General features: G+C 43.4%; 24 protein-coding genes. 7 read left to right on the forward strand and 17 right to left on the reverse strand.

Annotation, left to right across the window (positions count from 1 at the left end; all coding sequences use genetic code 11):
* Positions 1 to 49 precede the first annotated feature (49 nt).
* Both QNH28_RS28655 and QNH28_RS28660 read right to left on the reverse strand, forming a co-directional pair.
* Entirely contained in the window at positions 50 to 1,465 is a 1,416-nt protein-coding gene (locus tag QNH28_RS28655) for a hypothetical protein (protein WP_283909508.1), read from the reverse strand.
* A 155-nt stretch (positions 1,466 to 1,620) separates the two neighbouring features.
* Positions 1,621 to 2,373: an SDR family NAD(P)-dependent oxidoreductase gene (locus tag QNH28_RS28660; protein ID WP_283909509.1), complete on the reverse strand. Its 753-nt coding sequence runs from the start codon at positions 2,371 to 2,373 to the stop codon at positions 1,621 to 1,623.
* 188 nt (positions 2,374 to 2,561) lie between these two features.
* On the opposite strand from QNH28_RS28660, the gene QNH28_RS28665 reads away from it, so the two are divergent.
* A complete protein-coding gene (locus tag QNH28_RS28665) occupies positions 2,562 to 3,203 on the forward strand; it encodes a TetR/AcrR family transcriptional regulator (protein WP_283909510.1) in 642 nt (213 codons plus the stop codon).
* A 58-nt stretch (positions 3,204 to 3,261) separates the two neighbouring features.
* On the opposite strand, the gene QNH28_RS28670 is transcribed toward QNH28_RS28665, so the two are convergent.
* From QNH28_RS28670 to QNH28_RS28680, 3 genes are all read right to left on the reverse strand, one after another.
* Positions 3,262 to 4,383 (reverse strand): nitric oxide synthase oxygenase, encoded by a 1,122-nt coding sequence (locus QNH28_RS28670; RefSeq protein ID WP_481858343.1) that lies wholly within the window; start codon positions 4,381 to 4,383, stop codon positions 3,262 to 3,264.
* Positions 4,384 to 4,522: 139 nt separating this feature from the next.
* Positions 4,523 to 4,801 carry a hypothetical protein gene (locus tag QNH28_RS28675; protein ID WP_283909511.1) on the reverse strand — a complete coding sequence of 93 codons (279 nt, stop codon included), beginning with the start codon at positions 4,799 to 4,801 and terminating at the stop codon, positions 4,523 to 4,525.
* 80 nt (positions 4,802 to 4,881) lie between these two features.
* The gene (locus QNH28_RS28680; RefSeq protein WP_283909512.1) at positions 4,882 to 5,703 is read right to left on the reverse strand and encodes a methyl-accepting chemotaxis protein; all 822 of its coding nucleotides are present in this window, start codon (positions 5,701 to 5,703) and stop codon (positions 4,882 to 4,884) included.
* A 106-nt stretch (positions 5,704 to 5,809) separates the two neighbouring features.
* On the opposite strand from QNH28_RS28680, the gene QNH28_RS28685 reads away from it, so the two are divergent.
* Together QNH28_RS28685 and QNH28_RS28690 are read left to right on the forward strand one after the other, a co-directional pair.
* Positions 5,810 to 6,667 (forward strand): metallophosphoesterase, encoded by an 858-nt coding sequence (locus tag QNH28_RS28685; protein WP_283909513.1) that lies wholly within the window; start codon positions 5,810 to 5,812, stop codon positions 6,665 to 6,667.
* A gap of 182 nt (positions 6,668 to 6,849) precedes the next feature.
* The gene (locus QNH28_RS28690; protein WP_283909514.1) at positions 6,850 to 7,956 is read left to right on the forward strand and encodes a PdaC/SigV domain-containing protein; all 1,107 of its coding nucleotides are present in this window, start codon (positions 6,850 to 6,852) and stop codon (positions 7,954 to 7,956) included.
* A gap of 61 nt (positions 7,957 to 8,017) precedes the next feature.
* Here the strand turns inward: QNH28_RS28690 and hmpA are convergent, their stop codons facing one another.
* The 9 genes from hmpA to QNH28_RS28735 all read right to left on the reverse strand — a co-directional run bounded on the left by hmpA (position 8,018) and on the right by QNH28_RS28735 (position 16,179).
* Positions 8,018 to 9,223, reverse strand: a complete 1,206-nt coding sequence (hmpA, locus tag QNH28_RS28695; RefSeq protein WP_283909515.1) for an NO-inducible flavohemoprotein — start codon at positions 9,221 to 9,223, stop codon at positions 8,018 to 8,020.
* Between the two features lie 206 nt (positions 9,224 to 9,429).
* Positions 9,430 to 10,266: a YitT family protein gene (locus tag QNH28_RS28700; protein WP_283909516.1), complete on the reverse strand. Its 837-nt coding sequence runs from the start codon at positions 10,264 to 10,266 to the stop codon at positions 9,430 to 9,432.
* A gap of 45 nt (positions 10,267 to 10,311) precedes the next feature.
* Positions 10,312 to 10,833: a VanZ family protein gene (locus QNH28_RS28705; protein WP_283909517.1), complete on the reverse strand. Its 522-nt coding sequence runs from the start codon at positions 10,831 to 10,833 to the stop codon at positions 10,312 to 10,314.
* Complete coding sequence (locus QNH28_RS28710) at positions 10,830 to 11,687, reverse strand: M15 family metallopeptidase (protein ID WP_283909518.1); 858 nt, start codon at positions 11,685 to 11,687, stop codon at positions 10,830 to 10,832. The genes QNH28_RS28705 and QNH28_RS28710 overlap by 4 nt, the downstream gene beginning before the upstream one ends.
* Positions 11,688 to 11,811: 124 nt before the next feature.
* Positions 11,812 to 12,507, reverse strand: coding sequence for a response regulator transcription factor (locus QNH28_RS28715; RefSeq protein WP_283909519.1), 696 nt, complete (start codon positions 12,505 to 12,507; stop codon positions 11,812 to 11,814).
* Positions 12,508 to 12,649: 142 nt separating this feature from the next.
* Positions 12,650 to 13,327, reverse strand: a complete 678-nt coding sequence (locus QNH28_RS28720; protein ID WP_481858344.1) for a YdeI/OmpD-associated family protein — start codon at positions 13,325 to 13,327, stop codon at positions 12,650 to 12,652.
* A 70-nt stretch (positions 13,328 to 13,397) separates the two neighbouring features.
* On the reverse strand, positions 13,398 to 14,435 hold the full coding sequence (locus tag QNH28_RS28725) for a C40 family peptidase (protein WP_283909520.1): 1,038 nt from the start codon (positions 14,433 to 14,435) through the stop codon (positions 13,398 to 13,400).
* Between the two features lie 152 nt (positions 14,436 to 14,587).
* On the reverse strand, positions 14,588 to 15,043 hold the full coding sequence (locus tag QNH28_RS28730) for a RidA family protein (RefSeq protein WP_283909521.1): 456 nt from the start codon (positions 15,041 to 15,043) through the stop codon (positions 14,588 to 14,590).
* A 77-nt stretch (positions 15,044 to 15,120) separates the two neighbouring features.
* Positions 15,121 to 16,179 (reverse strand): LLM class flavin-dependent oxidoreductase, encoded by a 1,059-nt coding sequence (locus tag QNH28_RS28735; RefSeq protein ID WP_283909522.1) that lies wholly within the window; start codon positions 16,177 to 16,179, stop codon positions 15,121 to 15,123.
* Between the two features lie 513 nt (positions 16,180 to 16,692).
* On the opposite strand from QNH28_RS28735, the gene QNH28_RS28740 reads away from it, so the two are divergent.
* Together QNH28_RS28740 and QNH28_RS28745 are read left to right on the forward strand one after the other, a co-directional pair.
* Positions 16,693 to 18,120 (forward strand): putative bifunctional diguanylate cyclase/phosphodiesterase, encoded by a 1,428-nt coding sequence (locus QNH28_RS28740; protein ID WP_283909523.1) that lies wholly within the window; start codon positions 16,693 to 16,695, stop codon positions 18,118 to 18,120.
* 48 nt (positions 18,121 to 18,168) lie between these two features.
* Positions 18,169 to 19,824 (forward strand): histidine kinase N-terminal 7TM domain-containing diguanylate cyclase, encoded by a 1,656-nt coding sequence (locus QNH28_RS28745; RefSeq protein WP_283909524.1) that lies wholly within the window; start codon positions 18,169 to 18,171, stop codon positions 19,822 to 19,824.
* 67 nt (positions 19,825 to 19,891) lie between these two features.
* Here the strand turns inward: QNH28_RS28745 and QNH28_RS28750 are convergent, their stop codons facing one another.
* Positions 19,892 to 20,233 carry a zinc ribbon domain-containing protein YjdM gene (locus QNH28_RS28750; RefSeq protein ID WP_283909525.1) on the reverse strand — a complete coding sequence of 114 codons (342 nt, stop codon included), beginning with the start codon at positions 20,231 to 20,233 and terminating at the stop codon, positions 19,892 to 19,894.
* Positions 20,234 to 20,462: 229 nt separating this feature from the next.
* Here QNH28_RS28750 and QNH28_RS28755 point away from each other — a divergent pair, with 229 nt between their 5' ends.
* A complete protein-coding gene (locus QNH28_RS28755) occupies positions 20,463 to 20,801 on the forward strand; it encodes a DUF4234 domain-containing protein (protein WP_283909526.1) in 339 nt (112 codons plus the stop codon).
* Between the two features lie 43 nt (positions 20,802 to 20,844).
* Complete coding sequence (locus tag QNH28_RS28760) at positions 20,845 to 21,192, forward strand: DUF2752 domain-containing protein (protein WP_283909527.1); 348 nt, start codon at positions 20,845 to 20,847, stop codon at positions 21,190 to 21,192.
* Positions 21,193 to 21,204: 12 nt separating this feature from the next.
* On the opposite strand, the gene QNH28_RS28765 is transcribed toward QNH28_RS28760, so the two are convergent.
* Together QNH28_RS28765 and QNH28_RS28770 are read right to left on the reverse strand one after the other, a co-directional pair.
* Positions 21,205 to 21,858 carry a response regulator transcription factor gene (locus tag QNH28_RS28765; protein WP_283909528.1) on the reverse strand — a complete coding sequence of 218 codons (654 nt, stop codon included), beginning with the start codon at positions 21,856 to 21,858 and terminating at the stop codon, positions 21,205 to 21,207.
* Entirely contained in the window at positions 21,855 to 26,933 is a 5,079-nt protein-coding gene (locus QNH28_RS28770) for an AAA family ATPase (RefSeq protein WP_283909529.1), read from the reverse strand. Before QNH28_RS28770 ends, QNH28_RS28765 begins: the two co-directional genes overlap by 4 nt.
* Positions 26,934 to 26,961: the final 28 nt, after the last annotated feature.

Raw genomic sequence — 26,961 nt, forward strand, 5'->3', positions numbered from 1 at the left:
GGCTGCCGAGAATACTCTCGGCAGCCTTTTTTTGAATCAATAGCTAGATCTACACCAGAAACATAGCAACAAACGTTGTAACAATCAGCCCAATCAGCACTGGTTTAACATTGCGTCTAGCGAGCTCAAATGGACTTACGCCGCAGATGGCGGCGGCTGGAATTAATGCCCATGGGATTAACGTCCCTCCACCAACCCAAATGGCAGATACCTGACCGAGTGCAGTTAAAGTAGCCGCGTCGGAATGTGTAGCAACAGCGAACAATTTTCCGATGGACCCCGCAAGTGAGATTCCCGAGAACCCCGAACCATCAAGGCCCGTAATGGCTCCTGTTATGGTAGCAGTCACAGCACCTACAGCACCATTTAGAGGTACATTATGCGCCAGAGCAACCCCTAGATCATTTACAATACCATGAGATGCGGCGGGTAAGACTTTGCCGAACAATTCAGCAAAGGCCGAATCCCCCAGATAGAAGAATGCTGCAATCGGAATCACTGGGCCGAACACTTTAAAACCAAACGTAAGTCCATCAATCAGATATGAGGTAACTTGCTCCAGTCCTTTATTACGATGTGCGAGCAATGTTACCACAACCAAGATGAATACAGCAGTCCCACCAACTAAGGCAGTTGCATCTCCACCCTGTAAATCTAGCAGAAACATACCTGCTACATCAGCTAGAAACAGGAGTGGGATAATGATCGCCAGCCATTTCTTCAGTGTGGGAGCAATCACCGCTTGACGTTCTACCGCATCACTCTCTACAGCTAGCGCATTCCCGGCATTTTTCCCGGATATTAGTCCGTCACGCCAAGTACCATTCTTCTGATCTCGTCGCATCATCCAATAAGCTGTTACTGTAGTGACTACGCCCATCACTATAACAAGCGGAATACTTGCTTCCATGACACTGCTTACCGGAAGTCCTGCCGCATCTGCCGTTAATTTGGGTGCACCTTGAATGATATAATCACCCGACAGCGCAATTCCGTGACCGAACAGGTTCATCGCCATCGCTGCTCCAAGTGCAGGCAACCCCACGCGAATAGCAACGGGCAGCAGCACCACCCCGACCAGAGCGACTGCAGGCGAAGGCCAGAAGAACCATGATGTCACCATCATAATTAAGCCGATACCCCAAAAGGCTATAAACGGTGTACGTAAAAAACGGGTAAGTGGGGCAACCATCGTCTCGTTAATTCCGGTACGGGTTAATACTCGGCTCATGGCTACAATGATCGAAATAATCATAATCGTACCCATTAGCTCCTTGGTTGCATATACAAAAGAGTTGAATACACCTGTGACCGAACCACTAATCGTTTCTGTCGCGAGCCAGCCTAATACAAAGATGCCTGCAATACAGATCATCGTTGTATCCCGCCGCTTTATCAGAAGTGCCATAATGAACACGATGAATGCCAGATATACATAATGGAGCGCTGTTAATTGGATGCCCATCTCTGAACCACACCCTTCTCCTGCTTACAAGTGCTATATGTTATGCAGGGATGTAGGCTAATGTTCGGTAGAAATGGACGCAAAAAAATCCGCCCCACGCGTAGATTTAATCTGCGCTTGAGACGGCTTTTTTAGTGTTTCCTATTTAGAGATTATTATTTAGCCACGACTCCGCCATCTACTGGCAGCTCAACACCTGTAATGTAAGAAGCTTCATCGGAAGCCAAGAACAATACAGCTTCAGCTACTTCAGAAGCACGTCCAACACGTGGCAATGCAGTCTGGGACATAAAGAAGCTATGCATTCTTTCGTCATTTACAAATTCAGCACTCATTGGAGTTTCGATAAATCCTGGGTGAACAGAGTTCACACGAATGTTATCTTTACCAAAATCTACAGCCGCAGCTTTACTCAGCATACGAACGGCACCTTTAGAAGCTGTATAAGCGCCAGCACCGCTGCTGCCAGTCAAACCTGCGATAGAAGAGATATTGACGATAGAACCACCTTTATTGTTCTTCATTTGAGGAACAACATGCTTCATCCCCAGGAATACGCTGCTTACATTAATGTTCATGACTTTGTTCCATTGATCAACAGTGGATTCAAGCAATTGGACTGGGAACGAGATCCCTGCATTGTTTACCAAGATGTCGATTTTTCCAAACTTGCTAATCACATCTTCTACAACTTTGATCCAGTCTTCTTCGGAAGCTACATTATGTGCATAAGCTGCTGCTTGTCCACCATTGGCTTCGATTTCTTTTACAACCGCTTGTACAGCAGCTTCGTTGATATCAGTTGCTATAACTGTAGCACCTTCTTTGGACAATAAAAGAGCTTCTTCACGGCCCATGCCACTGCCTGCACCTGTAATAATTGCTACTTTATTAGTTAGACGATTCATAATTAAGTCTCCTCTATAATCGTATTGTGATATAATAATTCGAGTGATGATAGTAACACTATCACTGTGATATTTATCATATCACTTTTACGAAACAACTACAACCTCTCCTTGCTTAATCCAATAAACGGTGGATATAATACTAATAATTAAAGAACCTAATTAAAAAATGGAAGGGTCTATCCCTCATGAATCCTAAAGCACGCTACGAAAAAGAACGATCCGACGGTAAACAGCAGCGATTATATACGATTCTCGAATCCGCAGAACGAATATTTTCGCAAAAAGGAATTGAAAAGTCGACAATGCAGGATGTCGCAAGTGAAGCTAATATCGGAATTGCGACGCTGTTTAGATATTTTCCTAGAAAAGAAAAGCTCATCGTGGCAGTGGCCACTCGAATGCTAGAGCCAATGCTCGATCATTTCAAGTATGTAGCTGACTTGCCACTTACCTGTCTTGAAAAGATCGAGATGTTATTCGATTTCTTTATTCAGGATCAAAATCATTTAAGCATTATCTTTATGGTCAATTTTGAAAGCTACGCCTCTCACTTAAATGAGCCTGTTGAAGATGTTCTGGATTTCAATGCATTAAACCGCAAGATTTGGCATGAGTACTCCAGGATCATTCAAAATGGGGTAGAAGACGGTTCTATTCGTGCCGGACTCCCTGTGAAAGAGACCTTAATTACACTGATGAACAGCTTTGCTCTCTTTTCCAGAAAGCTAACGATGAAAAAGAATATCCTTCTGCTAGAATCGGATTTAGACTCCGACAAGCAGCTTGAGCTTCTTAAACAAATCTTTCTAGAGCATTTAAAAGCCTAAAAAGCGCCAGTTTCCTTATGAGGGGAACTTGGCGCTTTTTTGATCTTACATTCGATTGTTAGTGAAAAGGGCAGGTGGCCACAGGTGATCGTTGATAAAGGAAACGAGGGCTGTAATCATATTCTTTCAGCTTACTGTCATGCCAAATCGGTGTAGACGACGGAGACATAGGGGGAATCAGCCATGACCACCGTCCCGAAACCTGACGTCCTTGCCCCTGCTCCTGCTCTTGGAATCTCACAAATTGATCAGCTGCTGTATGATGATCAACGATGCTGACCCCAGCTCGCTTAAAGGAATACAGTACTGCACGGTTCAACTCAAGAAGCGCCCGATCCTTCCAAAGCGTTGTGTTACTGGAACGGTCCAGTCCCATCAGATCAGCTATAGCTGGCAAAGTATTATACCGTCCAACATCCCCAAAATTACGTGAGCCAATCTCGGTCTCCATGTACCAGCCGTTAAAAGGAGCCGCGGGGTATACAATCCCGCCAATTTCCAACTGCATGTCCGAAATGATCGGCACAGAATACCAGCGAAGCTGAAGCTCTGCAAAACGTTCAATTTCGGGATGTGTTAACGGTACCTCTTGAATGAGGTGCTGGGGAATTGGAAATACGTGGGGATTGCCATTACCAATACTGATTACTAGCGGCAACACATCATAATTGCCCCTTGTTCCCTGCCAGCCTAGTTGTTGGCACACTTTCGTAAATTCATCCGATGCCGGATCGCCAGCGCGTTCATGTTCAGCATCACCAGGGTATCCAGCGTAACGAATCAATTGATGGTTCCAAATCCGGATTCTCCGCTCAGGATCTTCCCCGCTGCGGAAGACCGTAATGAGTGGACGGATACGTCCTCCATTATTCGCCTTTTCCATATGTCGTAGCAGAGCTTCAGCAACATCCTCCTCAGTCTCTGCCTGACGTTCATCCATCAGCTCAATGGACTGCCAAAAAAGACGACCAATGCAGCGGCTATTGTGACGCCAAGCCATTCTTGCCCCATGCGCCAGCTCTTCCGTTGTATGTGTGTAACTCCCTGATTGATTGATTTCTTCTCGTACGGCTTGGATGCGACGATCCATCTCAGCTTCAGTCTTATCTAGCTCAGCATAACATTGCCGAATGAAAGCTTCTGCCTGCCGGGTTAATTCTTCGATGTGCATGCCATTCATATCCCTTATCCTCCATCTAAGCCATGCTAGAACTCTCATTCCAGTATACCACCCACACTCCTAAGCTACATCCTTAGGGAAGTAGCACATGAGAACAACCCGTGAAGCTTAGTCGCTTCACGGGTTGTAGCAGGAACATCTAGCGTTCTGAACGTTTCCCTTGCGTTTTCAATGCAGCAAGTCTGCTCTTATCCTCGGCCAGCAGTTCTTCAGCCAACTCCACACCTTGGGGGCCTAACGAGCCCTGAGCTTGCGCTACTGCCTGTTCGGTATGCACCAAACGGTTCTCAGCCTGTGCCAAAGTCTGTTCTGTTGGATGACTAAGCGCCTGAGAGACAGAGAAATGAAGCTTGCCTAAAGCATTTTTGGCTTGAGTTACATTGTCGTTCGCTTGCAGACTGGAATCGGGTTGTTTCATAAATGAAATTCGCTCCCTTCTGAAATGCGCCTGTTCCCTTCTAGCATGGTTTAGGATAAGTAACTTTATGCATTACACCCCTACTGGATGATGGATTGCATGAAAGTAGTCATTTCTTTACTGGCCTTATTCAAACGTTCAATAACCCCGCTGAATTCGGTGACCAGTTCTGCTTGTGCGTGTGAAGAAGCGGAGATCGCTTCAATTTCTAGCTCCATCTGTTTAATGGACTTTTGAACATCGCTAAGTGATTTTTCAATATTATGGGTTGCTTCTTTGGTATTTACGGACAGTTTGCGTACTTCCTTAGCCACAACGCCAAAGCCCGCTCCCAGCTCTCCTACACGTGCAGCTTCGATAGCCGCATTTAGTCCTAGAAGGTTCGTCTGCTCGGAAATCTCACGAATGAAGCCCGTAACCTTATTCACTTCTTGAGACTCCGTAACCGCTCTACGTGTATTATCTAATATTTGCTGCGAGGTCGCCGATAATTCTTCAGATTGTGCAGCTACGCTCTGAACCATATCCATTAGGTGATTGCTTATCCCATTAATCTCGTCTGTAAATACCTCAAGCTTATTCTCGTTCTCCAGTGTGTAGGCAATTGCGAACACGCCTACTACCTCGTTGTCTGTTCCATATATAGGCACACATGTTGAAATCACAGGAGATCCATAAATTTCTGCTGGAATCCGGTTAAAGCTAACCTCACCTTTCAATCCATTTGAAAGCGTTAGGTCTTCAGGCGGAATAGGACTCCCTTTGGCCAGTCCAAAATCAATGGCATTACTCGGAGTATAATACTGGAAGATTTCCCTGTCCGTAATACCGATCATAATATCTTGCGAGTGAAGCTTTTTGAAGTAAGGTGCTGCGAGGACTAAGGCATCGATAATACTCATCTGTTCATCTCCCATTAAGTAAATGTATATGTAAGTTTATCGACACAATGGGTGACATAATGAATATTGTCATATTAAAGTAACAATTCTACCGTAGGATGGATTCATGAATACTAAACCTATTAGCAGACGCCAATTTCTGAAGAAAAGTGCTCAAGTGTCTTTGGGGCTACTTGGAACCGCAAGTGCATCCGGCATTTATTCACACTGGGTTGAGCCCTACTGGCTTGAAGTTAAATATATAGATATAAAGATTCCCAATCTCCCTCCGACATTCGATAGATTTCGTATTGTTCATTTCAGTGATTTACATTTAGGCGTATATTCGAAGTCGGAAGCCTTAACGGAGTTGGTCCAGCAAATTCAACATGTAAGTCCAGATCTGATTTGCTTCACTGGGGATCTACTAGATCATTCTGTCGATTATATTTCAGAGGCTGTAGATTTATGTTCACAGTTGCGGGCTCCCTTTGGACAATATGCTGTGTTAGGTAACCATGATGCATTTGGCACAAGGAAAGCTGTAACGAAAGGATTAGCACAATCTGGTTTCCACGTACTTCATAATGAACATGTAGTCTTAAAAAAAGATGCGGAGGCGCTTTATCTAGCTGGAGTAGATGATCCGTGGGTCGGCAAAGCAGATATTCATCAGGCGCTACGCCATATCCCTGATAAGGCATGCACCCTACTCCTTGCTCACGAACCGGATTTCGCTGATGAATATAGTCATCTTCCCATAGATCTGCAATTGTCCGGCCATAGTCACGGAGGACAAGTCCGACTCCCATTTGTTGGCGCTTTGTATACCCCACCTCACGGCAGTAAATATTCAAGTGGATTGTACCAGCTTCCAGATAGTCGACTCCAGGTTTACACCACACGAGGGATTGGAGTGACTCGTATGCCTATACGTTTTAATTGTCGTCCCGAGCTTACCGTAATGACTTTAAAATCCTCATGATTGTGTCAAAAATTAATAAATGGTTAAAAAGTATATACCTTTTGCACGTCTATGCAACAACACTGTAACCGTGTTTGTAATCAAATCTATTTTGGGCCTAGGTATAATTGTAGGAGTGATAGATAACATCAAAAATCATAATGAACTACATAAGCCCATCATGGGAGAGGAGAAATTAAATCATGAACAAAACTATGAAATGGACGTCTGCTATATTAGCTACTGGAGTATTATTAGGAGGTTCCGGCCTCATCGGAGGAAATTCTGTTCTAGCTGCAACTACCGGAACAAACACAGTCAAACAAGCCGTTCAGCAGCCCTCTGTGGTGCTTAAGTATAAAGGCCAAATCTTAACACAGCAAGGAAAAATCGTAGACGGAAATACCATGATCCCTTTAACCGTATTACGTGACGCCTTCGGTCTTGCCATTAATTATAATTCCACCACAAGGACTTACAGTGTGGGCAGCGATTCGATGAAGCTAAACTTAGAGGTCTCTGACTATGGCGTAAGTACAGATTTGAACGGATATTACATTTATAGTATGACCGGAAATCATGAAGCGAAGATGATCAACGACCGCTTATATGTTCCATTCAAGCTGTTAAATGATTATTTAGGTGTTCAAGGCGTATATAATCCAGCCCAGAAATCACTTGAACTTAGCAAGCTGGTGATGAATGACATTAAGATCACCTCTGTAACCTTAGACAAGAGCAATAAGAATGCTAGTATTAAAATACAATATCCAAAGATCAGCGGTCTGACGGATGAAGTACAAAACACGATTAATGCAGCCTTCAAAAAAGAGGCTGAACTATTCGCGACAGAAAGTGAAAAAGAGTCTAGCCGTAGAGATGGCACGATAGAGAATAAATATGACTACTCTCAAAATTATGTTGTCACCTTTAACCGTGAAGGCGTACTTAGTGTAGTAGTCGATCAATATGGTTATAGTGGTGGTGCTCACGGCGGCACCATGCGCGAGGGACATACCTTCTCACTGAAGGATGGTAAGAAAATAGAACTTAAAGACCTGCTAAAGGCAGAACCTAACTACAAACAAAAACTAGATAAAATGTTGAAGGCAAGCACCAAGGATATAGCTTTTCCGGAGTCAACTGGTGGACTATCAGATAACCCAGCCTTCTTCGTCAGTGAAAGCGGCTTAGCCATCTTCTATCAACAATATGAAATCGCACCTTATGCAGCTGGAATTCCTACCTACACCTTTAATTTCAGTTCAATACTGCCTAAAGGTACTGATCCCTTTGCTTCTTTCAAATAAATACTAACGCAAAACAAAAAGCGCTTCAGCCAATCGGCTGAGGCGCTTTTTGTTATCTATATTATCCTTCTAAACTGCCGGCTGGTCCAAAGAACTCAAAATAAATTCTCTCATCCGGTACCTGCCATTCCTTAAGCGCCTTATATATTGCCTTCATAAAGGGAGTCGGCCCACAAAAATAGAATTCAGAGTTCACATCTGCTATTTCTTGAAGCCAAGAAAGATCAATATAACCAGATCTATTACACTTGTCTCCTTCAGCTGGTGATTCGTAACATACATAGGACCGTAGAACAGGATGAGATTGCTCTAAATCTGCCACCCTATCTTTCATAGCATGCAAGCCTCCATTGATGGCTGCATGAATATAGGTTACCTCGCGTGCTGGCTGTGTAGCAATTATGGTCTCCAGCATACTTACCATTGGAGTTAACCCTACACCCCCACTGATTAGGACCACTGGCGTGTCACTACTCTGATCCAGTGCGAAATCACCCGCTGGAGAGCCTACTTCTAATATAGAGCCCACTTGGATAACATCATGCAGGTAAGTGGATACGACGCCTGCAGGTTTATCTATCCCCTCACCTTCCCGTTTAACAGTGATACGGTAATACGCCTGTCCCGGAGCACTGGATAAACTGTAGTGGCGAATATGGGTATATTCCTCACCCTCTGGCTGAACACGAATCGTGATGTATTGACCCGGAGAATAAGAGGAGACAGCCCCTCCATCCTCAGGAGACAGGTAGAAGGAAGTAATAAGCTCACTTTCTCTAACCTTCCGAGTGACGACAAAATTTCTGAATCCACTCCAACCCCCCGGAGCTTCGGCTGCTTCACGATACTTCTCTGCTTCCACACCAATGAAAGCATCTGCGATCACACCATAAGCCTTGGCCCATGCATCTATAATTTCCGGTGTTGCCGCATCGCCAAGCACTTGCCCAATTGCAGCTAACAAGGTCTCACCCACGATCGGATAATGCTCAGGCAATACGCCTAGTGCTCGATGCTTCTCTGCAATCTGTTTTACCACCGGTAAGATATTCCCTAGTTGATCAATATTCATAGCCGCTGCAAGGACTGCATTAGCAAGCGCTGTCTGCTGTCTACCTTGCCGCTGATTGGCATGATTAAATATATTTAATAGCTCTGGATGGTTTTCAAATAACATGCTATAGAACGTCGTAGTAATGGTTGTTCCGTGAACCTGCAATACAGGAACTGTTGATTTTATAATAGCAATGGTCTGTTGATCTAACATATGAATAACCCTCTCTCCTGCAATTATTTAATGCCTCTATAAAAAGCATATAGAAGCTGCAAATGAGCGAGTGTGCGCTGAATCACTTTAAAATTTAATAAAATGTGAACAAACAGAAAATGCAATGATATCCATCACAATCGAGTGCCCGATCCAAAAAAAGCTGCCCAAGTAGCTCAGGTAGCTACCGGACAGCACTTTAGCTCTTATTTTGCCAGCTCCACAAAGCCTTCTCCGAACACATCTCTTACATCGTGAATGGCGATAAAAGCCTCTTTATCAATCGATCTTACGATTTTCTTAAGTATGGTCACTTCCTGTTTGCTAATGACAATATAGAGCAGCTCTTTAGGTTCTTTAGTATAATACCCTCGGCCATAAATGACTGTGACCCCTCTATCCATGATCCCATTCACTTGTTCAGCAATTTTGTCCTGCTGCTTGGATACAATCGTAACGGCCTTCTTAGGATTCACTCCCTCAATAATGAAGTCCATCACCTTAGTCGCTATATAGAGCATCACGATCGTAAACATCAGACTTTGAACACCAATGATGAAATACGAAGCAAATACCACAACTAAATCGACAAGGAGAAGAGCGTAGCTAACGTTCCAATCCAAAAATTTATGCAGGATTCTAGCGATAATGGTTGACCCTGCGGTCGTTCCACCCACTCGTATGATCATTCCGATACCCACACCCGACAGAATGCCCCCAAATATTGCGTTGATGATCAACTCATCGCTGGCGATATGCCAATTCTTTGTAAGAATCAAGAATAACGAATTAAAGAACACCGCAATAATTGTGTATACCGTCGTCGTTTTGTCCAGAAATTTATAACCGACAATCAATAATAAAGCATTAAGAATTAAGCTAACAATACCCGGTGACCACTGATACAAGTAGTATGTAATCATAGTCAGTCCCGTTACCCCGCCTTCACCGAACTCGTTCGGAATCACAAACAAGTTAACAGCCAAGGAGAACAGCAATGCTCCTACAATGATGGAAACAATATCCGAAATACGCTTTTTCATACCATGCCCCTTCTATCCTCTGTCTATATCTACCATCCACAAATACTAACACCGCTTCGATATAGTTGTAAACAATCCAGAAGAAACCAGCAGTCTATATATGACGAAACCGAATACCCCGCCGCAAGTATTTAAGATCAGATCATCCACGTCAAAGGTGCCGATATACAATACTAATTGTGTAACTTCAAAGCTCAGACTGAGCGCAAAAGAGAGCATAAAGACCTTTTGGAATAACCTTACTTTTTGCGAAAACAGCATAGGGATAAAGACTCCAAACGGAATAAACGCCAGAATATTGCCCACCAAATTTAGCGATGAAAAAGGATCTGAAAGTGACAGATGCTCTATCCCCCGCGAGATCTCTTTAAAGGGTGTATAATTGCCCTGTCGATTAAAAATTCTGTCGGGCTGCTCGAGCATACGCCCCGCTTGTTCCCAAAGTGATTGCAAGCTAAAAGGTGCGCCTTTAAATAAAATAATCCGAATCAAGAAATACATATAGACGATGAAGACGGCTGCCAGCAATAATTTCATATTAGACTTGTTCTTAGGCTCTGTACTCATCGAAATGTAGTCACAATTACGCCATCCATATTATCGCCCGACGTTTTATATTGCCCTTCCTTTGGAATCTTAATACTTGTATATCCTGATACTGGATAATAGCTTACTGTATATGTTTTGCCGTCTACAACCGTTGAAATTTCACTATTCTCCTTCAATAGATCTAAGTATTGCTCCAGCACAATCCCCTTCTCATGAATGATCGCACTGTGCGGTAACCCTACATAGCGGAAATGCCAAGGTTCATATTTAATCCCCGTGATTTCCGTTTTGTCTTTCGGATAGCGTAGAATAAAGCCGTATTTCCAAGCATTCTTTTCCAGCCATTTACCTTCAGCTGCTTTGCTCATTTCCGATTGAGACGATCCGATGTCTAGAGATAATCCTAAATTATGTTCGCTATATTGTGCTGGTAAAGCATAGTCTGAACCTTTTTCCTCATACAATTGCTCTTGCTCCTCAAAGTCCCTGTACCCACTGCTAATTAAAAAATGATTCACGCCATCCTTCTCAGCAGCCTTGATCATCTTATTGAATGTATGTGCTACACTTTCAGATAGCCGAATAGAGTTATCTAGTAGTCCATAGCCCTGAATCAGATCCTTCTGATCAGATAAGGTCACAATATCAGACTTCACACTGTCCTCATGCACCGGATATTGTTTGTTCACCAGCAATAAATCCCCTTGATACACCTGATCTTGCGTAACTACCTTTAAACTATCGCTATCTCTAATCGATCCATTCCGGATCTTATCATTCTTATCAGCTAAATTACCCGTATCCGGTAAATAACGAGCTGCTGCGTAACCAAGAAATAACACAACAATCACTAAAAAGCCCCACTTTTTCATCCGTAATATCCTCCCATTTCCTTAAGGCGTTTATGCTTGATAGAAATAGAATAACGAAGACACTTTAAAGAAAAAGCGGGACAATTATAAAGTTTTTCTTAAAATGTATATGAGCTCAGTGGCCTTACCCAGTAAAAGTATATCCTACGCCCCAGATCGTCTTAATAAATTTGTTCTTATTAATGTCTTCACCGAGCTTTTTACGCAAGGTACGGATATGTACCATAACCGTGTTGCCGCTCTCATAATAGGCCTCTCCCCACACCTGTTGGAAAATACTCTCTGCGCTAAATACCTGCTTGGGATGGCTCGCCAATAAATGCAGGATATCAAACTCTTTTGGAGTTAGATCTATTACCTCGCCGTAAAGAGTAACGGTATGTTCATCTGGTGAAATCGTCAATCCACCTACTTCAAGGACCGATTTAAGAATGGCTGCGGGCTGACTGAATTGTATAGAACGCCGAAGTTGAGAATTAACACGGGCCACTAATTCCATTGGATTAAACGGTTTGGTCATATAATCATCTGCGCCCATGACAAGTCCCGTGATCTTATCGAGATCAGAAGTCTTCGCACTTAAAAAAATAATCGGCAGATGATGCTGCTCCCGAATGTGACGGGTTACCTCATAGCCATCCAGCCCCGGCATCATAATATCCAGAATCGCCAAATCTATCGTTTGGGACTCAATAGCTTGTACCGCTGCCCGCCCATCGGATACTTTAATGATATGATACCCTTCTTTTTGCAAATGTAAGGCCACCAAATCGGCAATCTCCGCCTCATCATCCGCAATTAAAATCGTAATGCGCTTCATCTATATTTCACCCCTGTAGGTTTGTGCTATATGATCTACATCCATTATACCCCAAACTTAAAAACCACTCCTAGGATGGAGTGGTTTCGATGAAATCTATGAGGAATAAATTGAACTCGTATAATATTATAGAAAGGTCGGATTAGAGTTCAGTACTACTGGCTTGCCGATACAGCTCTCGACTCTTATAACCAGCCCGTAAAATCATCTTCATTTCCTCTTTACGTTTAGCTCTTGTTGCCTCTTGTTTAGCACTATAGACATATCGAGCCCAATCTTTGCGATATCCCGGGGTAAGCGATTGAAAGACGGTAAGAAGCTCCGGTGTATCTTTCAGATCTTCTTCCACCTTTGGAATGAAAGAAATATAATCATCTACAGATTGACTTGGGGTATTGGAAGGCTGGCCTTTGCTCTTAGCATCCTCTTTTAACCCCACAACTGTAAAGACATCATCCAATCCTACCATGCGTGCAAATTTAATATTGCTCGTCCCAATGTAGCCATTCTCATCACTGCCCAGACCCTCTAGTAAGTCATCACGATGAATAAAGGTCGGATACACTTTGTTTCCCTTTTTAGGATATGCCACAAAGAGATAGCCGTTCTTATGAAGATGCTGTTGCTCTATCACACGGTTCACTAGTTCCTGTAACGACGCCATATCTAGTACAAAAGCAAATATAAGATCATACGCCCCTTCGAGCGAAGTATCATAGTTCGTCAATTCGGCTAAATAATCGGATCCTTCGGGTTTATTCAATATCGCAACTTGGTTGTATTTTTGCAAGTTAAGCTTTTCTACGATTGTTTTAGTCACTATGCTTCATCCCCCAAATGTATTCGGATGCTTCTTCATCGTGATCATTATAGCTTAATCGCTATCCAATCTAAAACATTCTACGGGCCGTCACGAAACGCTTCTTCCACTTCTCACTAAAATCTTCATAATGCACGCCAAGTTCCTTCGAATACGTATGCAATATCTGATTATTCCCCGCATACATGGCAACATGACCAATGTCGAGACCACGGGCACTAAAGAACAACAAATCCCCTTTACGCAGCTCGTTGATCCCGACTTCCTTCCCTTCTTTGGCTTGATTATAAGAGGCACGTGGCAGATCCACCGACAATACGTTCTCAAATAAATGCCCTACGAAAGAAGAACAGTCAAAGGTAGACGTTTGGTTCGTTGCTGCACCAAATTCATAAGGGGTTCCCAGATACTTCTCTCCGTAAGCAAGCAGCGCGTTTCCCTGCTTCTCAGCGAGAGACTCACTAGTATAATCGCTATATTTCGGTTTAGCAGATATGTATCCCGTCTTGTTGTCTTGCGTCCGCACTTCTAACCAGAGAGCATCCACTTCTCTAACGATATGGACTTTATCGCCTACGGACAACATTTGCTGGACACCTGATTGATCCGATGAATTCGGCGAACTGCGCAGGTTAACCCCATAACGAATCGTTGTATCGTAATTCATCGCTGAGTAGATGCGGACGGTCCGAGTGTTGGCCTCCCACTTCACGGTGCTGCCTAGAGCCTCGCTGACAAAACGCAGCGGCATCATCGTATTACCACTGACAACCTGACCTGGAACGGCTAAGCTTAAGGCTTGTCCATTTTTGTTCGCGGTTAAATCTCCTATTTGATAAGTCAGCACCAGATTTCCCTTAGTGGCCTTAACAGTTTTGGTATCGTTGTTCCAGTTGATCTTTGCTCCCTGTTCTTCAAACAGCTTGCGCATGGGAACAAGCGTTGTACCGTTTATGAGCAAGGGTTGAACCTCTAATTCAAGCTGCCGATCATCCAGAAAAACGCCCGTAACCTGTTTCTCAGGCATCACTGCCGCATGGGCTGGAGCTGTGTAGAGTATAGATGTAAGAAGTAGAAGTAGTAGTATCGCTTTCTTATGAATTCTCATGATGTCATCACCTCGTTGATTGATATGTTCAATTATTATTACTAAAATTAGGGTAATTAGTTTTGTTACAATTATTGGGGTTGCCGTCTAACTACAGTTCAAACCATGTAAAAAGAGGACTGCGGTCACCTTTCGGTGCCACAGCCCTCTTTTTAATCCACTTCAAAAATAGAATCGATAATGATCGGAAGATTATCTCTTACAGAAACAGCGCCCAATACAGAACGAGCGTGACTGCCCTTGTCTCCGAACACCTCCAGCATTAAATCAGAACAGCCATTGAGTACTTTATGATGTTCTTCGAATAAGGCATCTGCATTCACAAAGCCTTGAATTTTGACTACTCTCTTTACTTTATCCAAGGAGCCTAAAGCTGACTCAAGGACGGCAAGAATCTCTATACCAGTCTGACGTGCAAATTGGTAGCCTTCTTCGGTGGTGAACTCCTGTCCTAGCTTTCCTTTAGGATGCCCAGCGGGTCCTTTTCCCGACACAAAACATAATCCATTAACAATGACGTAGTTAGCATACTTTGCCGCCGGTTCACTAGCACTAGGCAGGACAATCCCTAATGCCTCAAGTCTATTCGCTATGATTCGATCTGTCACTTCAGTCTTCTCCTCCAATTCACAATAGCTTCAATAAATTGGTAAGATCATACTGGTTAATCTAAAAAGGGTCAATACTATTTTGCTTCAACCTCTGCTTCCCATCTCGATATCTCAGCTCGAACAATTGGCGCTACCTCAGTACCCAATAGCTCAATGGCTCTCATTACATCCTTATGAGGCATCGTACCTAGCGGTACATGCAGCATAAAGCGTGTAATGCCTACGTGTTTGCGTAGGTGAATGATCTTCTCAGCAACAGTATCTGGATCTCCTACATACAAGGCACCTTCAAATCTGCGCGCCGCATCATAGCTTGCCCGACTGTAATGACCCCAGCCGCGCTCCCGGCCAATCACATTCATGCTAGCCTGCGTAGAGGGGAAGAACATATCGGCCGCAAGCTGATTATCCTCTGCAATAAAGCCGTGCGAGTGCGAGGCAACCGGAAGCTTCGATACATCATGTCCTGCTTGGGCCGCCGCTTTCTTATAGAGCTTCACCAGTGGAGCAAACTGCAGCGGACTGCCTCCGATAATCGCGAGCACAAGTGGTAGCCCGAGCAGGCCCGCACGAATCACAGATTCCGTATTGCCTCCACTGCCAATCCATACGGGCAACGGATTCTGAACCGGGCGCGGATATATCCCCAGATTATTAATGGCCGGACGGTGATTTCCACTCCAGGTTACTTTTTCGGATGCCGTTATTTTTAACAATAAGTCCAGCTTCTCATCGAATAACTCATCGTAATCATTTAAATCGTATCCAAAGAGCGGGAAAGATTCGATAAAAGAACCCCGGCCTGCCATGATTTCTGCCCGTCCATTTGAGATTCCATCGAGTGTCGCAAAATCCTGAAATACACGTACGGGATCCGCAGAGGACAGCACAGTTACTGCACTGGTCAGCCGAATTCGTGTCGTTTGTGAGGCCGCCGCAGCCAGCAAAACTGCTGGAGAAGATGCAGCATAATCCTTTCGATGATGCTCACCCACACCGAATATATCTAAGCCTACCTTATCTGCAAGAACAATCTCCTCTACTACCTCGCGCAATCGCTGTGCATGACTTATTAACTCACCCGTTTGAACATCCGGTGTTGTTTCTACGAATGTACTGATACCTATTTCCACTTACGATTCCCCCTTAACTATAATTTTCTCTTCGAGTTGTTTGTTTGATTATAACACAAGTTACGTTCAAGCATAGCTAGGTATTAATGCCTAGCTCCAGCTTGTCCAAACAATGATTCTTAAAATTTGCAGAACACGTCTGACAAATAGAGGATTTTGATGAAATATGTTGAAATGATCTAAAACAAGTAGCTCTCATGCTTGATATAGGAGGGACATATGCTTCAAAGAAACAAACACAAACATTCCATATCAAAACAAACCTTCAACCCTGTTCGGGGTTCCTTAAAAATCGCAGTAATATATTTTATTGTAGGTTGCTTATGGATCCCCATAACAGATAAGGCCGTTTCCACTTTTACGCGAGATCCGGAGTGGATAAGACTTATTAATATAATTAAAGGCTGGTTCTTTATTCTCATAACGGCTTTGCTTATCTTTGCATTAATTCTAGGTACTCTGAAACGGATTAAAAGGATTGAAAAGAAACTCGATCTTGCCTATAGGGATAGGGTGAGCGCACACGAAAATCTAGAAGCCGCCTATGAGGAAATCACAGCTACAGAAGAAGAACTGAGACAGCAATATGATCAGCTCATTGAGAATCAAGAGAAGCTAGCCTTGAATGAAGAAAGGATGCATTACCTGGCTTATCATGATCTATTAACCGGCTTGCCCAACAAATTAGCTTTTTATGAGATTGGGCCTCGCATTTTGGGACTGAACAACACCGCTGCCTTAATGTTCATCGACATTGATTACTTCAAATATGTAAATGATACGATGGGCCATGAATTTGGTGATCGGCTAATTGTTAAGGTTAGTGAGAGGTTAGTCTCTCTTGTTGGAAGTAGTGGAGAAGTGTATCGTTTTGCCGGGGATGAATTCATCGTTTTTTTATATTCTATTAAGAACAGTCAGTGCATAACTAGTGTAGCCTCTCACATTATTGCCGGTTTTAAAGACGCCATTGAGATGGATGACAGTCTGCTGCATGTTAGCCTAAGCATCGGTATCAGTACTCACCCCGAACATGGAAGTAATATTATGGAACTCCTTAAATGCGCAGACATCGCTATGTATAAGGCCAAAGATGCTGGTAAGGGCCAAATTATTGTCTTTGATCAACCTTTGAATGATACCTTTACTGAGCGAATGAACATTGAGAAGCAGTTATATAATGCTTTAGACAAAAATGAGCTGGAAGTATTCTATCAACCCCAGATTGATCTGACTCAGAACAGGGTGACGGGACTAGAGGCTCTTATGCGCTGGAACAACCCTATACTAGGAATGGTCCCTCCGGATAAGTTTATCAAAATAGCAGAAGATTGCCATCTTATCATTCCTCTTGGAGCGTGGGTGCTCAGAACGGCCTGTACCTTCCTGAAAAGTCTTCACGAACAAGGATTATCACATCTGACGATGTCTGTTAATATTTCAATGCTGCAGCTACTGCAAAGCGACTTCAATGAGTTAGTTCTAGACACCTTGCAAGCCTCCGGGCTAGAACCTGAATACTTAGAGCTAGAGATCACAGAGAGCGTTCTAGTTGAATCTTACGAATATGTGAGCACTAAACTGACTGAACTCAGAGCTCACAACATCAAAATTGCATTGGACGACTTTGGTACCGGTTATTCCTCCTTAAGTTATCTTACTCATATGCCGATCTCGACTTTAAAAATAGACAAGTCCTTTATTGACTCCATTCGAACAGGGACACATCAAGCCGTTCTCGTTGAACAAATTATAATGATTGGTAAACGTATGAATATGTGTGTTATTGCAGAAGGTGTGGAGCGAACGGTACAACTCGACTATCTTCAGGAGCAAGGCTGCGATAAAATTCAAGGTTACTTGTTCAGTAAGCCACAGTCCGCACAAAGCGTAAAAGAGCTGCTAACTGAGTGGGAGAAGGTTTCGAGCTTAAATGAATAAAGATGAACCTATTTTTTTATATAAGAAGGTGTTACCGGATTGAATGTCATGACATGGATTGACTTATCATTATTCTTCGTTCTGTTCGTTCTATTCATCTACATATTTTTTTCCGTAACAATTACTAACTTACATAAGGTGTACTTGACCTTTCATTTCACTATGATGTTATGGCCCTTCTGTCAATTTGCTCTCAAAACTACAGCGGATCCTGATGTTCAATTGTTTTATGTGAAGCTCGCTTTTATTGACTCGATACTGTTAACGATTGGATGGCTTCTTTTTACGATATTTCTCACTGGCAAATCATATCTCCTTCGAAAAAAGAAAACGCTGATCCTATACATTGTCGCAGCATTCATCTTAATCGGAGTGATCGTCAATCCAAAGCAAAGCTTTGTGCTCCCTATGCATGGTGGATATGTTGAAAGATCTTATGGTCCGCTTTTTTGGCTGTTTATTCTCTTCTTGATCTGCACCATTATTATTTCTTTGTTTATCATCTATTCAGCGCTGATATCGAACGCTACACAGCGGATCAAAAAGCAGGTTACTCATGTACTAAAAGGTGTGCTAGTGCTGACTGTATTTGTATTACTAGATGTCTTTCTTAATGTGGTACTGTTTAAATCTCAGCCGGTCATTCCAGGGATGACCTCCCTAGGGATACTAATCTCTGCCATCTTTTTCGTCATTGCCATCCATCGTGATAAAATATTCGATCTCGTAACCATCGCCCATCAGGATATCATTGACACACTCACACTAGGTATTCTTGTACTGGATGATAACGAGACTGTGGTAGAAATCAATAAAGCGCTCTTGCCAAAAATCAACCTACAGATCGGCGATCCCTTCGACTTGTCAACACTAACACCCATGGAGCAGACTGCCAGCGCTTTCCGATTGTTTCAACATACATATCTTAAACAGCCCATGGAGAGAACGGAAGTTGAAGTATTCTATACCTCGCTGAATGCATACATCAACATTACAGCAGAGCCAATTATCGTAGGCGAAATCATGGTTGGACGGATTCTCACTTTTCAGGATAGAAGCGAGCTACATCGCCTCATAGCTGAGACTAATCAGCAAAACGAGATCCTGCAGGAGCGTAATTTAGCATTAATTCAAATCCAGAATGAGCTTTCTCAGACCAACCAAAAACTCAAGCAGATGGCCATAACCGATAGCTTAACAGGCTGTTATAACCGTCATTACTTAACGCAGTACCTAGAGCAAGAGATCATTGAAAATATGAAATTAAAGCAGTCTTTTGCCATCATTCTGCTGGATATCGACTTTTTCAAAACGGTGAATGACAATTACGGTCATTTAGTGGGCGATGTCGTGATTTGTAGTACGGTAGAGGTTATTAAGCAATCATTGCGGGAGACGGATATTTTGGCACGTTATGGCGGGGAAGAGTTTATCGTCTATTTGCCCAATACCAACTACACACAAGCAAACCGCTGGGCAGAGCATATCAAATTCATGATAGAAGCGAATAAAGTACATGTGGATGAGGTTGCTCATTCTTTATCCATCACGGTTAGCATGGGACTACTATCCATTAATAATTTTACAGAGCAGTATGCAGAAAGCCCTTCAAATCAACTAAATGATTTATTCGAATCTGTGGACAAAGCCTTATATCAAGCAAAAAATGCAGGCCGAAACCAGATTGTTAAGATCATAAGATAATGCGCCTTCGAATGCTCAAAAAAAAGAATCAGCCCTGCTTCTCTCGAGGTAGGCTGATTCTTTCTTTTTATATCTTTTTAACAAATTCGGATTTTAATTTCATAGCTCCAAACCCATCAATTTTGCAATCAATATCATGATCTCCGTCCACTAAACGGATGTTTTTGACTTTGGTACCTATCTTCAGAACGGATGAGCTTCCTTTTACCTTAAGGTCTTTGATTACAGTTACTGAGTCGCCGTCGTTTAGTACATTACCATTGGCATCCTTGATAACCTTTTGACCTTCACTATTCTCAGACTCTGATTCTAATGTCCACTCATGTGCACATTCCGGGCAAACTAGTAGACTTCCATCTTCATAAGTGTACTCAGAATTACATTTCGGGCAGTTCGGTAAATTAGACATCGTTTCATTTTCTCCAATCGTAGTTCAAATTCTAGCTGTCTTGCGGCTGACCTTTAAAAGTATATTTCATATTCATAAAGGATTCCACTATATCCGGATAGTAAGTTTGTTCCACGTTTTCTGATTTCCGCTTAAAAAACAAACTTCTAAATATTATCTTGTATATATTTTCACAATTGTCTATGATAATAATGTAAAATTTTCATATAAATACATAGGAGAGTGAACAATGATTAGTCAAAGGAGTGTCGCATTTTCCATTATATTGTCATTAATTACATGTGGAATATACGGAATATTTTGGTTTATTGTTCTAACGAATGACGTAGGCAAGCTAAGTGGAGACTACACATTTACAGGAGGAAAGCATTTTCTTCTGACATTGATTACTTGCGGGATATGGAGCCTGGTTTGGGCCTACCAGATCGGTAAACATGTAGCAGAAGCTCAAAGACAACGTGGCCAGATCGTATCCGATAATTCAGCTCTTTATGTGATCCTCACAATCTTTAGTTTTGGTATTGTCACATACGCTTTGGTGCAATCAGATGTTAACAAATTGGTATAATTTAACTATTTATAAGAGGACACACCCTAGACTATTTTGGAGTGTGTCCTTAAGTCTCCTTGGCTTACTGTATTTCACTGTATGGATGCCATTAACCAATATGGGTATACCTTGTCTATTTCATGAATGGACTGGATTTTATTGTCCGGGATGTGGAATCACAAGAGTTATTCTCTCCTTGTTAAAGTTCGACTTCGTTCAGGCGTTTAGATTTAATCCGTTGCTATTTATTCTAGCACCTCTGTATATGTTGTACTTGATTACTGAAAAGAAGCATATTAAACCGCTTAGCCATGGAATTATGGCTGTGATGTTGATCCTGACCGTAACATTTGGAGTACTGAGAAATTTTCCAATGTTTGATTACTTGGCACCAACAGTAATTCGTTAGCATCAACTATGTTTACATAATAGCTTGAAGTCGCACAATCGCCTGAGCCCGGTCTACCACCTCTAATTTGCTATAAAGATTACTAATATAGTTACGCGCTGTCCCCTCTGCAATATGCAGTGTATCGGCAATTTCGCGATTGTTAAGTCCCCGGATAATGAGCTGCGCCAGCTCCTCTTCCCGTTCTGTCAGACTCATACGATCTACATTGGATCTTTGCCAATGTTCGTACTCCTCCGTCAATCTATTCATCCTCGTCGCCAATTTGGCTGCTACCGGGGCTGGCAGGATAAATTGCCCAGATATCGTATCACGGATCGAGGTAATCATTTTGTCTGCATCCATATCCTTCAGCATATAGCCGCTTGCTCCGAATGCCATCCCCTCAACAATATAATCAGTCTCTATAAAAGTGGTCAAAATCAGAATGAATATATCCGGACGAATCTGCTTGATTCGTTTTAGTGCACTGATCCCATTCATAATCGGCATTTGAACATCAAGCAGTACCAGATCGGGCTGGAATGCTTCCACCATCTCGCAGGCCTCTTCCCCGTTCTTGGCAGCGCCGACCACCTCCATGTCATCCTCCAGATCCAGAATGGTACGAAGTCCTTCACGCGTCAACAATTGATCGTCGGCAATTACAATCTTTATCTTACTCATTTTCTATTCCCAACCCTTCGCATTGGCAGATCGATTTCCAGTAGACAGCCCTCATTCATTTCTGAATCGATGGATAAGCTACCTCCCAGTTGCTCCACCCGTTCTTTCATCGTCCTAAGTCCAAAACCCATCACTATATGACTATCTCCTGACCCACGATCTTTGAGCCTAAACTGCAAATTCGCTCCGACAGACTCTAGACTAAAATGGAACTCTGTACTCTTACCGTGTCTGATTCCATTCGTTAGTCCCTCCTGCAAAGCATGATAAATGGCCTTTTTATAGGCTGTTGACATGGCCTCCGGCAGATCATAAATAATGGCATGGACGACAACGCCTGCATTACGTTCAGTATCACGTATTAGTTGCTTCAACATGACCGTGAGATCGGAATACTTGTCCTCCTTCAGCATATGAACTGAGCCGCGGATTTCATTCAAGCTATGCCGAACAAGATCCTGTGCCTCAACCAGTCGTTGAACGCCACTATCTATATCTTTCTTCTGGAGCAGACGCTTTCCGGCCTCAATTTGAAGAATCGTCGATGTGAGTGTATGCCCAACAATGTCATGAATCTCCTGAGCGATACGATTTCGTTCCTCGTAGACTGTGGCTTCAGCCAAAGCTGCGGACGTCTCACGCATCGAACGCTCCAGGTCACGGGTTCTTTCTGTCACTTGATCCTCTAGATTTTTCTTAAGATATTGAATCCCCGAATATAGCTTGGCATTGGCAATAGAGATAGCACATTGAGAGCCAAGCAACTTGAGCACGTCAAGCCTACTCGGTGTAAATACACCTGGTGATAGGTTGTTTTCCAAATAGAGCAAGCAAACCAATTTATTCTGATTCATGATAGGAAGACAAAGAACCGATTTCAGTCTATTCTTCCTAACGTAAGCGTTACGTGCAAAGATTCCCTCACTGAGCGCATCATGTAATACAACCTGCTCCTGTGTTCTTGCCGCGTAGGCTATAATCGCTGCCGGAACAAGATCTGACTCTTCCCCGAGAGGAACAGATTCGATATGCAGGGCTTCCGATGTCCCGTGGGCCTCAACCATCCATCTTCCTTCATGATCGAAAATAACCGCCCCATATTCGGCTCCAGCATTGTGGAGCATAATCCGCATCAGCGTGCCCAGTAATCGACTCATTTCCATCTCGCCCGACAAAGCTTGTGCTGACATCACCACAGAAAGGGAATCGACCCGATCGAGTCCGGGCTCACGTTTAATATGCAGCAGATTGCTGTGCTGCTGCTCAAGGTCAGCCGCTTTAGCCTTTGCGCCCCATTGCAGATAAGCCTCGTAGGCTTCAGTCATATAGATTCTTGCTAGATGCAATTTGCCATGACGAAGCCCATACTTGCCGTAGCACTCCGCCACCATCGCTAAATCGTGAATATGGCCGTTGATACGAGCAACCTCAATAGACTGCTCATACAAGGCTTCAGCTTGTCGTGGATCTCGCGATAGGCGAGTCAGCTCAGCCTTCATCAACAGATATTTATGCTCATAATTTACCGGGCAACGCCTAGCAAGCTTTTTCATTTTCTTCAGGCAACTGTGCATTTTCGCCCGATATATACGTTGCTCTCCAGCGTTATATTCCTCATACAACTGAGCCCAGACTAAACATTCATACATGGTCTGCATGGGACTGTCTAAGCCATCTTCACGTGATTTTATAATGGCAGCTGATTTCGCTAATGCCTCACTGGCTTTGCGGTACTCCCCAAATACATAACCTGTCAAATATTGATATATCCAGACCAATTCTTGTATAAAATCAAAGGTATCTCCATGAACCGACTGTGCAAAATCAGGTTCGCTAATCTCGGCGATGTTAAATGGATCATCTACAGAACGATAACCTGTTAATCGGACTAGAATAGCCACAGCTATGATAGCCTGCTTACAATGAAGACTGTTGTTATGGCGCAGCAAATCTCCGGAATGAATAATTAACCGATCATAGATATCGCCTAACGGATGACCAAATTGCAAAAGGGAGGCACAGTTGATCAGCACATTCTGGTTACCCTTCCATAGGTCACCTGATTCCAGTCCCACTTTACCCGCTTTCTCGGTAAACATAAGGAGCATAGCTGGATCATAATGCCGCCAGCTATCGTAGCACAATGCGAACGAGGCTAAGGTTGTCATATGCACTTTCGGATAGGGTTCCGATAAGCTGCACGCCAGCATGGCCCATTTAAATGTTTCTTCATCATTACGGAAGTAATAGTATTGAAACATTGCATAGCCTATGAATCCAATGGATGCCTCCGGAGTCATCCCATAATCGAGCGTTAATTCAATCATGGTGAAGGAAGAAGCGAGCCACCCTTCGCGATTGACATAGAAGCAGGCATTGCTCGTATGATCTAAGGTGGACATTGCGACTCTACGAGCTTCATCCGTCATTGGCGGTAAAAGATTAAGCGATTCCAGTGAGACCTTCTGTAGTCTGCGCCGCAATCTTAACCATTGAAGCGTCAGTTGAACATAGCTAGGATTAAATTGATGGCTCACTTTCAGTAACGATAAGGTATGTCGACCTAAGGAGATAACTTCTTCATGGTTATCATTACTTGCTTCCAACTGAACCTTCATCGCGTAGATGTAAGCCTTATCTGTATTTGTCGCAGCTTTATGGATTAGCAGATGGAATAATTCATTCGCCTTGTCAAAATGTGAACATAAGTATTCGAGCTCGGCCCTCTCGCGAAATACGCGGAAGGTCAGCTCATAATGCGCCTCCCAACTCCGCTCCTCTAATAGTGCTGTTGCCTTAAGCATATATTGCAAGGAGGTCTCATGAGCGGTTGATTGCTTTGCGCTTATCCCTGCCCGTAAGTTCAGTTCTACCAGTTGAAGCCTCTGTTCCGGGCGATCTATCCACGCAAGCGCCTGATTCAAATGATGGACAGCTTCAAATAGGACTGTGCCTTCACTAACAGGGTTACGATCCAGCAATAGTGACCCAATCCTCCAATGCAGCTCTGGGCGCTCCTCTTCGGGAACAAGAGCATAAGCCGCCCGATGAATGTGGTTGTGCTGGAATTTAAAATGTGTATATTCCTCCCCGTTAACAGGTTGTAGCAAGCGTCCATTTACTGCGACTGCCAACGCTTCGGTCAATGTCTCTGCCGGAATTTCCGTAATTTCGACAAGCGTCCCCACATCGAATATGCTTCCCAGTAAAGCGGCTCTACTAAGTGCATACACCGTCTGATCAGGAAATTGCTGTAATTTACTTGAAAGGTATGCTGCTGCATTATCCGGAACATTCAATTCAGTAATGCGCTGGAGATCCCATTTCCAGCTTCGAATATCCTCGTCAAATTCCACTCGCTGATCATCAATCAAATCCTGAAGGAATTGCTTAATAAATAATGGATTCCCATCTGTCTTATGCAGAAGTACCCGCGCTAGCTTGTCCAAGTCAGCAGCCTCGTAACGCATAACATCCAGTAGCAGTTGTTTTAAATCGGTGAGCTCAAGCGCTTGTAGAGAAATTCTACTTATCACTACGTTGCGGTCTATCAAATGCTTTTCCAGCCTACTGAGTGGGTGCAGCCTCGTAATTTCCCGATCTCGATAGGAAAGAACGATTAGCATATGACTCGTGGCTGTGTCCTCTATAAGTGAAGTGAGATATTGCAGCGATGTTTCATCGGCCCATTGCAGATTGTCCAATATCAAGATCAAAGGATGATCCTCATGAGGAAAAAGTTGAATAAATCGGCTCATGATTAACTGAAATCGATGCTGAGCTTCCAGCGGCGGCAACGGGGGTACGGAAGGCTGGGGGCCAATCAAGAGCTCAAGTTTAGGAACGAGTTCAATCAGCAGTTGCCCGTAAATGTCTACAGCTTCTAAAATACGTAGCTTCCAAACCTCCACCTGCAGCTTCGTTTCCATCAGCAGTTGACTAACCAATTCTTCTATAACTTGATGCCAGATGCCATAAGGGAGTGAGGTATGTAGAGATTCGAATTCGCCTCTGGCGAAAAAACCATCCAAAGAAATCGAATTTCTAAGCGTTTCTTTTATAAAGGTTGTTTTGCCGATACCACTCTCGCCACTAAGCCAGACCGTCTTTACAGCACCTTGTGATGCTCGTTTCAGTGCTTCTCGTAAGCTTAGTTTCTCAAAATGCCTTCCGTAAAATCGTTCCGATACCATCCAGCGTTCCGGAACATCCCAGCTTCCTAACAGGAAAGGCTCGATATACCCGTATTGTTGCAGGTGGGAAAGACATTCTTCAAGATCCGACTTGATTCCAAAGGCGCTGGCATATCTTGCATCAGGCATTTTCTCCATGCATTTGCCAACAATGTCAGAGACAGATAGAGGGATAGCGGGAAACCTGCGATGTAAAGGCTCAGGTGTATCTGCAAGATGACGATATACAATATCAACAACATCATGAAGCTCAAAAGGGCGACGGCCTGAGAGACATTCATACATAATCACTCCAAGCGAATAAAAGTCAGAACGATAGTCCGGGTTCAACCCAGTTCGACCCGTTTGCTCTGGCGATATATAAGGGAGCAAGGCATCCGGTCGCCCGCTTAGGGGTGACAATGGACTGGTATCATTTTCAGTGGAGCACATTCGTATATCAATAAATTTTGTTTCAAAAGTAATTGGATTGACGATTAGATGAGCGGGGGTTAGTTCATTTAGTGTTATTTTCTCACGATGAATTTGCATAAGGCAATCGGCAACAGCGATAGCGATCCGAAGCAGCACTGGAAGCTCCAGTGAATCAGGCGTACGCAGTATCTGATCCAGCGTACGGCCCTCCATATCTTTTAAGAGAAGGACTGGCCGATCCGGCGTGATTTCCAGACTGTATGCCTCGATTGCTCCACGACCGCTAAGTTGCTTAAGCATGTCATACTCATAACGAAAAGCATCAACCATAGTAGATCCCGGGTACTCGCCTGCAGTTGTCTTGGCGATAACCCTAAGGCCATCTTCTTGACGTAGGAGTCTGTACAGCCTGATATCTGAGGTAGTCTCTATCAGATCTAAAGTTTGGTATCCTGGCAACTCAAACATGAACAGCACTCCCTAGTTACAATTAGGT

Source organism: Paenibacillus sp. G2S3 (assembly GCF_030123105.1).
Classification (GTDB): Bacteria; Bacillota; Bacilli; order Paenibacillales; family Paenibacillaceae; genus Paenibacillus_AQ.